This is a genomic window from Vulcanisaeta sp., from assembly GCF_049966235.1.
In the GTDB taxonomy this organism is placed as follows: Archaea; Thermoproteota; Thermoprotei; order Thermoproteales; family Thermocladiaceae; genus Vulcanisaeta; species Vulcanisaeta moutnovskia.
In genome coordinates, this window is sequence record NZ_JBMFVA010000002.1 from 85,436 (window position 1) to 97,442 (window position 12,007).

Here is a 12,007-nt window from a genome sequence, read left to right on the forward strand (position 1 = left end):
CATTACCAAGCAGCTGCATATTGAGTGAGGAGGGTGGTGTATACGTGATATCCTTATCATGCCTAATAAGGGAGTTTGTGAAAAGTGATAGAAACTTCATAGGCAGTGCATCTTCATTTGAGGAGTACGTGGATAAGGCCGTAGAGAACATAAGGAGTTTATTCGCCAATAAGCCCCTAATTGGTGACCTGGAATTAGCCATCAAGAGGGCTAGGGAGTTTGCCCTAGCCAATGATAGGTTGAGGGAATTGTTTAGGCGGAGGGTTGAGTGGTGGACCGCTAAACTTGACCTAGACAATGTCGAATTACACTTCCTATCTAAGGAGCTTTATGAAAAGTTGAGGGGCCTCACCGTTCCATACTACGTGGTTGATAAGGAAGGAAACCTCAATAAGCATGATTTGAGACTTATACGTAAGGACGATATAGTAAGAACTGAGGATAAAGTCATCATTAGATTCCCCGTATTCATCAGAGAGACGATTAAGGACATGCTGGTAAAGAGTGGCTATAGGGTTTCTGAGGTCCCATGGAGCCCGAGAACCATACAAATACCTAAGGATGAAATAAGGCTCCTACCCTTTCAGGAAAAGGCCCTCGATTACTGGCTGAAGGCCGGTAAGAGAGGTACTATTGTTGTGCCAACCGGCGGTGGAAAAACCTTCATAGCACTCAAAGCTCTAGCCGTTACTAAGGTACCGACAATAATCCTGGTAATTACGGAGGAACTAATGAACCAGTGGTACGAGAGAATAATGAGACACTTAGGCATTAGGGCTGGTAGGCTGGGTGGTGGTTTTGACGATATTAGGGAGGTCACAGTAGCAATTTACAACTCAGCCGTTAATAAAATAGCAGAAATAAGCGATAAGTTCGACATGGTGGTGTTTGATGAATGCTTACCTTACGATGCATTGATAGTCACAGATAGAGGATTAATGCCCATAGGTGAGGTCGTGGAGAAGCGCTTACCAGTGAAGGTTCTGACGCATAAAGGACGCTTTATGCGTATAACGAACTACTTCAAGATACCACTCATTAAGAGGTTAGTAAGAGTTACTCATGAAAGGGGAGAGATAGTATTAACTGAGGATCACCTGATCCTAACTAAGGATGGATGGAAACAAGCGATAACGTTAAAGAGAGGCGATGTGGTATACTTTTATGATGTACAAATGCAGAATTTGCGGGAAAGAATTCAAGACAGCTCAAGCCCTTGGGGGACATTACGTGACGGCTCACAACCCAGAGCTTCAAGGGATGAGGTCTCAGAAACGGTGGTTACTTCACAGAGAAGAGGGAGTTCAGCAAATAAGGAATATGGTAAGAATGAGGGAGGAGAGGAGATTAGCTTCATTACCGAGATTGACGGAAGAACAGAGGGAAATAGTGTTAGGTACGGTACTTGGGGATGGGTATCTATCAATTCCACCACCAAGGGCGAAGAATGCAAGACTAACGGTGGTTCATGCTTTATCCCAGTACGAGTACTTAATGTGGAAGTACTCGAAACTAAAAAATATCGTGAAGTCGCCACCAAGGTTGGAAAGGAATACGAAGTACGGGGCTTACGGGGACGTCTACAGATTTCAAACTATCTGCCATCCAGAGCTAACGGAGATTTACAAGGTGGCTTACGTAAATGGGCGGAAAACAATAACCAGGGAGTTCCTGAATATGATAAAGACTCCGACAGCATTGGCAGTTTGGTTCCTGGACGATGGGTCAATAAGTATGGGGAAAAATGGTTATATCGTAATTTCTCTTCATACGGAGGGTTATACCTTGGAGGAGAACAGGGAGCTGGTACAGTGGTTAAAGACGAATTGGGACCTAACATTCAGCATTTCACAATATCGCAATTACTACTTCCTACATACACCGAATATGAGGGAGGCGAAGAAATTCCTGGAATTGATCAAACCGATAGCACTGGAGGCATTTCCAGGGAAGGTGAATTCGTTTATGACATTGAGGTAGAGGAGGATCATAGTTTTGTGGCTGATGGGGTAGTAGTGCATAATTGTCACCACGTTCCTGCCGATACCTTTAAGGAGGTTGCGTTTAGGCTTAGGGCGCCGTTTAGGTTGGCTTTGTCTGCTACGCCAAAGAGGAGCGATAATAATGAGCACCTGATCTTCCTAAGCGCCGGCGATCTTGTTTACCAGGCTGATTATAGGGATATGGTTGAGGCTAGGCTAGTCGTCCCCGTTAGGCACTTTAGGATTTACGTTGACTTAACGCCTGAGGAGAGGAGGAGTTATGAGAGGGCTGGTGATAATGCGATTGTCCTGAGGAACATAGCCAGTATGGCCAGTGCCAAAATTAATATTGCTAAGGATATTGTGAAGGCTGAGATCGGCATTGGTAGTAAGATTATTGTCTTTACGCAATTCATTAGGCAGGCTGAGGAATTGTATAAGGTCCTTAAGGAGGAGTTGGGGCCCATCGTTGCATTGATAACCTCTAAGACGAGTGACAGGGACTCCATATTTAAGGCATTTGCCAGGGGTGTGTACAAGGTTATTGTGGCGACGACGGTTCTTGATGAGGGTATTGATGTGCCTGATGCGGATGTGGCAATCATCCTGTCGGGGACAGGCTCCCAGAGACAGATGATTCAGAGGGTTGGTCGTGTTGTTAGGGCTAGTGATGATAAGGTTGAGGCTAGGGTCTATGAGGTGGTGGTCAGGAACACGATTGAGGAGGCCCTTAGTGAGGAGAGGCATGTTAAGGGTGAGGTTCTCGAAATCGAGTGTAGGAGATACTTGGCTGATGAGATTAGGCGTTTAGTAAATCATGTAATTAGCAGTATGTCGTTATTTAAATCGTCGAATCCCTGAGTGACTTATATATTGAGTTGTGGAGTAATTAATTGTGAAGCTTCTTGAGGAACTAATGAACATACTTTTCCAGGAATATGGCGCATTAATACTCATGGTAGTATCTACGATATTGTCGATAATCATTGCCACATTATATGCGGAATTATTGAGAAATAATATTCTATTGATCAAGGAACTTAATACCATTATTCAGTGGATCAATGGGGTGATTAAATGATTAGATATCTATTAACATCAGTCCTAATACTGATGATTCTGATCATGATCATTATGATAACAGGTTTCATATTAAATATACTATACTTAACAGGCTCCGTTAGTAATTACGCCGTGGTGATCATGAATGGCACTCGCAGATTCCTTAATATTTCCTGACATGTTGATCTCCATAACCCTAGTAATCGTAATACTCATTTTCGCCATATTCCTGACAAACCTATTGGTAAAACTCTCTATAATTGATTATAAGGCATCCATGGGAACTTACCTATTCACCAAATGCCAATTAGGTAATTTTACGGGCGATGCTGATCTCGATCACATAATAATAACTAATGAGGTAATATCGAGTAATTATTTAATTATATGCCCAAGGATCACGGTTAACAACTCGCAGTTGGAGGTTAATGTTTACGTTACTTATACTAGGTGATGTAAATGATTTATAAATCGTTACTACCCATACTAATAGTATTACTGGTAATGATTGTATTAACCACGTACTTAATGAATTACGTAAATAATGAGACATCGAGGGCATTAACCCTTGAGAATAATTACCTATTGTCGACGAACGTATTTAAGCAACTGAATAATACATTACCCCAGATATTACGGAATAATGCATGCATGCTTATTGCGAATCCAATGAATTATTCATGTAGCATTATTGCTATGAATATGACGAATATGTTAAGTGAAGCCCTCAATATTATTAGTAATAAAACAGGAAATATCGCAAGATATAGAGTGATTAATTATGAGATTTATGGAGAAGGAAATGTAACAATTTACCAGGTAACAATTCAAGCACTTATCCAATCTAATAGTATTGAGGGAACGATTACTACCGTGTATCCATTCAATTTATGTTACTATTCACAATTAGTCAATAATATCGTTAATGACTTGAGAGAAAATATAACAATACATGCCGATAATATAACAGAGACCTCTGAGGGTTTAAGCAAGGAATTAATGAGCAAGATTAATCATAATTATGATAACATAAATATCACACTTCATTATACAGGTGTTTTTAGTATGACCCAGCGAACGCGTAACTACACCATTTACGTTGGAATCATAGATTACACTTTATACGTTTCACCAAGCGAAAAACTATGTAGTGAATTCGCGAAAATCACTGGTAGTTTTTACGTCACAATAATTATTAATAAGTATGTAAATAATACATATTACTTCACAATTAATGGAATAATTAGTAATAACAAATAATGACTAAATTCTAGAGGAACTAATTAAGCTAATGCATTTAAATAATAAGGCACAACCTTTAATCCGTGATTAACGAAATTATTGGACTTAATGTTAGGAGTGTCTTGGTAATTGGAATTGGCGGTGGAGGCGATGTTGTCGGTTCATCAATTACATATAGTCTTGCTGTGAATGAGGGGAAGGAGGCCGTGCTTGGTGCAGTTCTTTGGGAGAGATATATTAATGATATTGTACCTGGGCCAATTAGAGTGCAGGAGCTTCGAAACGCCGAGGTCTTTGGTAATTATTTAGCTATGGTTGATGGAGATACTTATGCAATTAGGGAGGGTAGGCGTGTTGTACCTCAAATAGCCAATGTATTAAGTGTAATTAAGGATGATGGGTTAGGTATTAGCATTTCGGGCTCCGTAAATGATGTAGCTAGAGAATTAAGTACGTATGTGAATAAGTATGGATTTGATGCCATAATAGGCATTGATGTTGGTGGTGATGTGTTAGCCTTAGGTAATGAGGATGGACTATATAGCCCACTTACTGATAGTTACTCAGTTGCTGTTTTAAGTAAGGTTCAAGATTATACTGGCGCCCAGGTAGTACTTGGTATTGCAGGTCCTGGTGTTGATGGTGAGTTAGATAGGGATTACGTGCTAATGAGAATAAGCCAATTAGCCAGTAAGTGTGCATTTCTAGGTGCCTATGGACCAACACGAGGCGATTTAATGCTTCTTGAGGACATTCTAAGTAAGGCAGTAACAGAGGCCAGTGGATTAGTGTATAGGGCTGCTAAGGGGCATCACGGAAACGTTGGGATAAGAGGAAGCACTAAGAATGTGAAGCTCGATATATCATCATCAATAACTTACTACCTAGACCTCAGGAAGATCATTAGTGATTTACCGCTAGCCAATTTAGTGATTAATGCAAGGGATCCTTGGGATGCAATGAGAACATTAAATAGTAAGGGTGTAATGACCGAGCTTAACTTTGAGGAAGAGGTCTATAGATATTATAAGACTAAGTCAAAGATACCGAGTCCTGAAGAGGCTTACTTAATGATTAAGGAAATAAAGAATAGATTAAAGTCTCAGGTGCAGTTAATGAGTAATCAGCATGGCAGTACTCATCATTAAGTAGACCTCAGTTAAGGGCGTGATCGTCATACAGAACTCAGTATTAATTCCGCAATTTAAATGCGTTAATCACCAGCCTCTTCATAAAAGAGAGCATAGTCTTTCTCAGCTTCACGAAGTAGCTGGAGTTGCGATATTCTTTCCTCAGCCTTTCTATACATGTTTGCGAATTCCATAATCCTCGCAGCAACATCATCAGATTTACTAAAGGATACTGGGCTGTATAGGAGCTTCCTCTTATCGCCGCCCTTCACACTCACTACATAACCCTCAACAATACCTGACACAGGTATTTTACCCAATTCACCACCTTCACCCCTTATTAGGAATACGTAACCTTTACGAGAACCATCATTAAACGTCACCCTAACGAGAACCAACGCTATGTGAAATTCCCTAAGTATGTTTGTAATCACGTCCCTATACCTCTCATACTCTCGTACATAGGGCAACCTCTCAATAAGTGATAAATCATCTCTACTGAGATCATTGAGAAGATCATTGAGCATGTCCATAACGTTCTTACCTGTATTTATGACCTCCATCAAAATAAATAATGCCTGGTTAAAAATAAGCATTACCTAAGGCTCATAATAAATTCTTTGCCATAGAGGTTTAAGCTTGACTTTACGGTAAGTAACGAGCAGATAAGGTATATTTAGTGGTATAGTGATGATAGGTATGATGAGTAATTTAGATAAGCGGATATATGAATTACATAGTAGGGTGATGAGTGAGTTCATGGGTGGTAGGTGCTATGATGTTGATGAGTCATTAGTGATAGATTGTATTAAGGATGTATTGACGGGCATTGGATTAAGCATTAACGATGTGACACTCTTTGACATAGATGGTAATGTGGCTAAGGACATTAATAGCGCTAAGTACGTGAGAGTTACAGCCACAAGTAATTACATCAACGGCGAACAAATATTTACCTTCGCCTTACTTAAATTTAGAGATAAATATAGGGTCCTCTATCTCCAATCAGCCATAAAAGAAGATTAAATAAATTTTATGAATTAAATTTATTTTTCAATTAATTATGAGAATTACAGTGAGGACTCAGCTAACCTATCAAGCATCTGTATCCTCTTTGCAGGATGCGGATGCGTCATGAATAACTCCTCCCAAATTGACGGCTTGTAATGTCTCCAATACTCTATCAAGTCATCAACATTATTCTCAATATACTCAGCACTAACTGGTGGTGCAAAGAACAACATCCTTAATGTACCATTTGTAGTCCTCTTCACCATGTTTGGATCCATGTAAAGCGTTATCTTTGCAAGGGCTCTCTGAAGATTACGTGCACCATTCTCCACAGTCAATGCGCCATTAATATCAGCATAAGCCTCCCTTAACCTATTTATGTACAGAACAAATAACTGGAATAGGAAGCTAACAGCAAGTAATACCAGGCCTATGAGAAGCAGTAAACCACCATTATTATTCCTGCCTCCTGACCAACCACCCCACCAACCACCCCACCAAAGCGACCAACCAAGCCAGTAAATAACTGTGGGCAATAGTCCGACAGCCATCAGAACCTCAACATCCCTATGCCTAAGGTGGCCAATCTCATGACCAAGAACAGCCTTCAACTCACCTGGCTTCAATATCTTCAGTAGAGGCAGTGTTATTGCAACCCTCTTACCAGCTATTGGGCTTCCGTAAGCGAAAGCGTTGGGAAACGGTACATCAGCCACATAGACCTTCGGCACACTCTTGAAGCCATTAGCCCTAGCGACATCGGCAATAATGTCGTAGACCCAGCCGTAGGTTGGGTCATCAGGCTTAATCTCATGGGCTCTATACATGGCATTTATCAAAAACGGTCCAATAAGCCATTGTAGTAATGTTAAGAAGAAAGCCATTATTATTAAGCTCGTAACTAACGCAACACCACCTAGTGATGGATCTAGTAACAAAATGACACCATACGTAAAAGCCGCACCCAATAGTAATATTGCTATTATTGCAAGTGCCATCTTTAACCTGAATACTAGTAGTGCCTTGTTCATACAAGACAAGAGGCACGGCATTAATTTTAAACCTAACTCACGTAGATTACACTGATCTGATTATGAATCTGGCGTCGGCTGCGTAAGCCCCCTTACCCCTCTCAAGTACAATGACTGGGTTTAGATCGGCCTCAACAATGTTTGGGTTATCAGATAGGAGTTCTGAGAACTTCGTTATTACATATATTATGGCTTCCTCATCCCTGGCAGGCATGTTCCTATAACCATTAAATAATCGATAGCCCTTTATTTCCCTAACCATTGCCCTGGCATCCTCCTCGGTAATAGGCACTATCCTAAAGCTCACGTCCTGTAGAACCTCGACCATAATACCACCAAGACCAAAGGCTATTACATGACCGAAAATTGGATCCTTTGTGGCGCCAATTATCGTCTCCAAACCCTCAGGCACCATCCTCTGTATTAGGAAACCACTGATTCTGGCATATGGGGCCTTTTCCTTAATATTATTCTTAATTCTATCACAGGCGTTCCTAAGTTCATCATCATTATTTATATTGAGAATGACACCACCAACATCGGATTTATGGATTATGTCTGGAGAAACAACCTTAAGTACCACTGGGTAACCTATGTCCTTAACAACCTTAAGCGCCTCATTAACATCCTGAACAAGTGCAAAGTCAGGAACTGGTATGTTATACTGCCTAAGAAGCTCAAAGGATTCATGTTCGAGTAATTTATACCTGCCCTCCTCAAGGGCCTTAGCAACTATTGGGTTCATAACCCTCACCACCATTCCTTAGCTACGCCTTTTATCTTTGAGTATTCATATAAGGCCCACAGTGCCTTTGCGGCTCTATGAGGCGCGTGGTAAACAGGAATGCCATTCTCCTCTAGATTACTCTCGAACTTGGCCACGTATTCATTACCACCAAAGCTAACAACAACTATTGGTTTATTGAATCTCTTGGCCTCAATTATGTAATTGCCCAGGTTTATTGATAAACCAGGTATTTGCATTAGGGCTATTATTAACGCCATATCTACATAACTCGTTGGTAGTACTGTGTCTAGCACGAATTTGTACATGGCATCCGTGGCACTACCCGTCAAGTCAATTGGGTTACGAGTAACGGATAATGGAGGTAACTGCTTCCTCAAGATTTCCTGAAGACTCTCAGATAATTCCGGTACTTGTAGTCCACGTATGTCCAAGGCATCCACAGACTGTATACCCATACCGCCACTGTCCGTTATCACCAATACCCTGTTACCCCTTGGCAATGGTTGCGTTGCCAATGCCTTAGCCATATCAAATGCATCAGTTAAGTTATCAGCCTCTATGACATTAGCCTGCCTAAGCATCGCATGGTATATCTCGTAATTACCCGCCAATGCCGCTGTGTGGGACTTAACGGCTCCCGTGGCTGCCTTAGTCCTGCCCGCCTTATAAATAACAATTGGCTTAACGCTGGATACCTCCTTCATCACCTCAAGGAGTTTCTTACCCTCTCCAACATACTTCAGTCCTTCCATGTACATAACAATAACCTTAACCCTATTATCCTTAGCAAAGTACTCAAGGAGTTCAGACTCGTTAATGTCCAGCTTATTTCCATAGTTAACGGCGAGGCCTACCCCAATATTCCTCCTGGCTGCCCAATCAAGTATTGCACCAGCCACAGCACCACTCTGGCTTATAAGAGCCACAGGACCTGGCTTAGGCCTACCCATCCTATCCTCAGGCAGGAAGAATGTGTCTAGGCCATTAAATGCATTGTAAACACCAATACAATTAGGTCCAAGTACTCTAATGCGGTTTTGAACAACTCTTCTGAGCTCTTCCTCGAGCTTTGCACCGTCCTCACCAACCTCACTAAAACCACCACTAATTATTATGGCAATCCTAACACCCTTCTTGATGCATTCATCAGTGACCTTAGGCACTGCAGGTGCTGGGACTGCTATGACTGCCAGGTCAATATTGTCTTGAATATCAAGTATTGATTTATAGTATTTAATGCCATTAACTTCATCATACTTAGGATTAACTAGGTAAACCTTACCCTTAAACCTAGTGAGCAGGTTCTTAGTTATTACACCACCAACACTATTCTCCCTAGGTGTAGCTCCGATAATTGCCACCGATTTTGGATTAAATAATAAGTCAAGAGGTGAGGCAGTTACTAATGACACTTCAGCAATCTTACCCTCTTGTGATTGTGCCTTCTGTTCCTCCATAAGAACCGGACGCAATTCACGCTTATTCTTAAAAACCTTTCTAGATATATAAATAATCTATGTATTTTTATAGACTGAACACCTTAATGGAAAAATCTTAAAGAAAAATAGAGAATTTTAGGAAAACATATTATATATCTTATAGAGGAAGTAGTTAATAGATTAAGCTTAAAAGGAGAAACATTTAATTAACTCGATGGGAAGATCCGAGGAAATCCTTAAGGAACTGGACGAATATTTAATGACGAATATATACCCAACCCATAAGATCGTCGTCAGGGAGGCCCGCGATATTTATGTTTATGATGTTGATGGGAATACGTACTTAGACTTCATGACCGTAGTAACCACGGCACTGCTTGGCCATAATCCACCAGGTCTCGCTGATGCCATTACTGAAACGGCCAAGCGATTAATAGCTGGCAATGGTTATAATTGGTACACTGAGGAGCTACTAAACGCCGCGAAGGCAGTACTAGGCCTCTTCCCTGATAAGGCAATGTATAATAAGGTTCACTTCAAGTTAAGTGGTTCTGAGGGCATTGAATTAGCGCTGAAGATTGCAAAGAGGTATACGAAGGGTACATACGTGATGTACCTAATGGGTGGCTATCACGGTAGGACATACCTAACCGGTTCATACCATGGAATGAGGAGAAAGGAGTATGGCCCATTACCACCGGGTACATTAATAGCTCCATTCCCATACCCATACAGGTGTCCATTTGGCGAAATGGCACCCGAGGAATGCAGCAAGGCAGCCGTCGAGACTATTGAGTATTACATAAATTATGTCGCCATTAAAGACGCTTGTTGTTTAGTGACTGAACCGATACAGGGTGTTGGTGGTATCGTAGTACCGCCTATGAATTTCTTCGAGAAGCTCAAGAAGGTATTGGATACATACGGCATATTACTAGTATTTGATGAAGTTCAAACGGGTATGGGTAGGACAGGCACCACCTGGGCCTTTGAACAATTTAACGTTAAGCCTGACATTGTCGTAGCTGCTAAGGGAATGACTGGTGGATTGCCGGCATCAGCTGTAGTCACTAGGAAGGAATTATCATCAGCAATGCAACCAAATGATGAGCATTCGACCTTTGGCGCATCAGCGTTAATAATGGCTGCTGTGAAGGCGACAATTGATTATTATAACATGCATAAGGAGGAATTATTAAGTAATGCCAAGAAAATGGGCGAGTATGCAATGAAGAGGTTGATGGAGCTCTATGATAAGCATCCACTCATTGGTGATGTCAGGGGATTAGGACTCATGATCGGTATTGAACTTGTTAAGAACAGGAAGACTAAGGAGCCAGCGACGAAGGAAACAAGTGACGTATGTCTTAATAGAGCATTGAAGAGAGGCGTACTCTTCGTGACCAGTGGTTGGAATGGTAACGTCATTAGGTTCGCACCACCACTAACTGTTAAGCAGGAACATATTGATAAGGCGATAGATGTACTCGATAAATCACTAGGTGAAGTAGAGAGGGAGGAGAATATCAAGTAATTAACCATGATCTTGTTAAAAGTAATTTAAATCATTAATTCTCGCTAAGGATTCTCCTTATCTTATCAGCAATTATCTTCTTGGGCACTGCACCAATCACGAAATCCACAGGTTCACCATCCCTAAATATGATGACCGTAGGCAGACTCATTACATCATACTTTGCCGCAACATCAGGCCACTCCTGCGTATTTAACCTACCAAAACCAACACAAGGCATCTCCTTAGCTAAGGCCTTTAGGATAGGCTCGAGTAAAAAGCATGGAGCGCACCAGGGTGCCCAAAAGTCCACAACCACAACCCTCTTACTCCTGATAAAATTATCAAAATTATCCGCATCCAACTCAACAGGCTCATTACCAACCGCCCTAGCTAATTCCCTAGCTCTCCTTTCCAATAACTTATTCAATTCATCATCCTCCTTATTATTTACATTACTTGTATTATTCACCGTCATACCAAGACAAAAAATTGGCAATTTAAAGTGTTTACTCAGTCAGTAATTAGACAGGAAACGACTAAATAGAGACCCACGCATAATAGAGCACGTACTTTAAGGAAGATTTACATCCAAGGGTCTTTTCTTTATGTTCCTGCTTTTGTTTAAAATGCAAAATAGAATTCAAATAGAATACCAATCTTAATACCATAACGAGCCAAAAAATTTAAAACTTCCTCAAGCCTTTCCACCATAAGCCCCGGTGGTATAGCCCGGTCTAGTATGGCGGCCTGTCGAGCCGCAGACCCGGGTTCAAATCCCGGCCGGGGCGCCAAAGTGTTAAAGAAATTGAAATTTTATTATTATTTGCGGTTTTGTTTTGAGCCTGA

Annotated in this window: 12 protein-coding genes, 1 tRNA gene and 2 pseudogenes; 10 read left to right on the forward strand and 5 right to left on the reverse strand. The window is 41.1% G+C overall.

Going from position 1 to position 12,007, the window contains the following annotated elements:
• Positions 1–491: 491 nt before the first annotated feature.
• The 7 genes and pseudogenes from ACP5L5_RS02160 to ACP5L5_RS02190 all read left to right on the forward strand — a co-directional run.
• Positions 492–887 (forward strand): annotated as a pseudogene (locus tag ACP5L5_RS02160) (DEAD/DEAH box helicase family protein); the annotation flags it as partial.
• Positions 888–1,167: 280 nt separating this feature from the next.
• Positions 1,168–1,980 (forward strand): C2H2-type zinc finger protein, encoded by an 813-nt coding sequence (locus ACP5L5_RS02165; protein WP_428761508.1) that lies wholly within the window; start codon positions 1,168–1,170, stop codon positions 1,978–1,980.
• Positions 1,965–2,843: pseudogene (locus ACP5L5_RS02170) on the forward strand (helicase-related protein); the annotation flags it as partial. The gene ACP5L5_RS02165 and the pseudogene ACP5L5_RS02170, both read left to right, overlap by 16 nt.
• A 34-nt stretch (positions 2,844–2,877) precedes the next feature.
• Positions 2,878–3,063, forward strand: coding sequence for a hypothetical protein (locus tag ACP5L5_RS02175; RefSeq protein WP_048056853.1), 186 nt, complete (start codon positions 2,878–2,880; stop codon positions 3,061–3,063).
• A 126-nt stretch (positions 3,064–3,189) separates the two neighbouring features.
• Entirely contained in the window at positions 3,190–3,498 is a 309-nt protein-coding gene (locus ACP5L5_RS02180) for a hypothetical protein (RefSeq protein ID WP_428761292.1), read from the forward strand.
• 5 nt (positions 3,499–3,503) lie between these two features.
• Positions 3,504–4,304 (forward strand): hypothetical protein, encoded by an 801-nt coding sequence (locus ACP5L5_RS02185; RefSeq protein ID WP_428761293.1) that lies wholly within the window; start codon positions 3,504–3,506, stop codon positions 4,302–4,304.
• Between the two features lie 65 nt (positions 4,305–4,369).
• Positions 4,370–5,434, forward strand: a complete 1,065-nt coding sequence (locus ACP5L5_RS02190) for a DUF1152 domain-containing protein (RefSeq protein ID WP_428761295.1) — start codon at positions 4,370–4,372, stop codon at positions 5,432–5,434.
• Between the two features lie 65 nt (positions 5,435–5,499).
• Here ACP5L5_RS02190 and ACP5L5_RS02195 read toward each other — a convergent pair whose 3' ends face one another.
• On the reverse strand, positions 5,500–5,979 hold the full coding sequence (locus ACP5L5_RS02195) for a hypothetical protein (RefSeq protein ID WP_428761296.1): 480 nt from the start codon (positions 5,977–5,979) through the stop codon (positions 5,500–5,502).
• Positions 5,980–6,163: 184 nt separating this feature from the next.
• Here ACP5L5_RS02195 and ACP5L5_RS02200 point away from each other — a divergent pair, with 184 nt between their 5' ends.
• On the forward strand, positions 6,164–6,442 hold the full coding sequence (locus tag ACP5L5_RS02200; RefSeq protein WP_428761298.1) for a hypothetical protein: 279 nt from the start codon (positions 6,164–6,166) through the stop codon (positions 6,440–6,442).
• A gap of 44 nt (positions 6,443–6,486) precedes the next feature.
• Here the strand turns inward: ACP5L5_RS02200 and htpX are convergent, their stop codons facing one another.
• Genes htpX through ACP5L5_RS02215 form a run of 3 tightly spaced genes read right to left on the reverse strand, consistent with a single transcriptional unit; the run spans position 6,487 to position 9,663 of the window.
• Entirely contained in the window at positions 6,487–7,458 is a 972-nt protein-coding gene (htpX, locus tag ACP5L5_RS02205) for a zinc metalloprotease HtpX (protein ID WP_428761300.1), read from the reverse strand.
• Positions 7,459–7,504: 46 nt separating this feature from the next.
• A complete protein-coding gene (locus tag ACP5L5_RS02210; protein WP_013604101.1) occupies positions 7,505–8,218 on the reverse strand; it encodes an acetate--CoA ligase family protein in 714 nt (237 codons plus the stop codon).
• Complete coding sequence (locus ACP5L5_RS02215) at positions 8,209–9,663, reverse strand: acetate--CoA ligase family protein (protein ID WP_428761302.1); 1,455 nt, start codon at positions 9,661–9,663, stop codon at positions 8,209–8,211. Before ACP5L5_RS02215 ends, ACP5L5_RS02210 begins: the two co-directional genes overlap by 10 nt.
• Positions 9,664–9,859: 196 nt before the next feature.
• Between ACP5L5_RS02215 and ACP5L5_RS02220 the strand changes: the two genes are divergently transcribed.
• Entirely contained in the window at positions 9,860–11,179 is a 1,320-nt protein-coding gene (locus tag ACP5L5_RS02220) for an aspartate aminotransferase family protein (protein ID WP_428761304.1), read from the forward strand.
• A gap of 34 nt (positions 11,180–11,213) precedes the next feature.
• On the opposite strand, the gene trxA is transcribed toward ACP5L5_RS02220, so the two are convergent.
• Positions 11,214–11,636, reverse strand: a complete 423-nt coding sequence (trxA, locus tag ACP5L5_RS02225; RefSeq protein WP_428761306.1) for a thioredoxin — start codon at positions 11,634–11,636, stop codon at positions 11,214–11,216.
• A gap of 238 nt (positions 11,637–11,874) precedes the next feature.
• On the opposite strand from trxA, the gene ACP5L5_RS02230 reads away from it, so the two are divergent.
• Positions 11,875–11,952 (forward strand) — tRNA-Asp (locus tag ACP5L5_RS02230).
• Positions 11,953–12,007 lie beyond the last annotated feature (55 nt).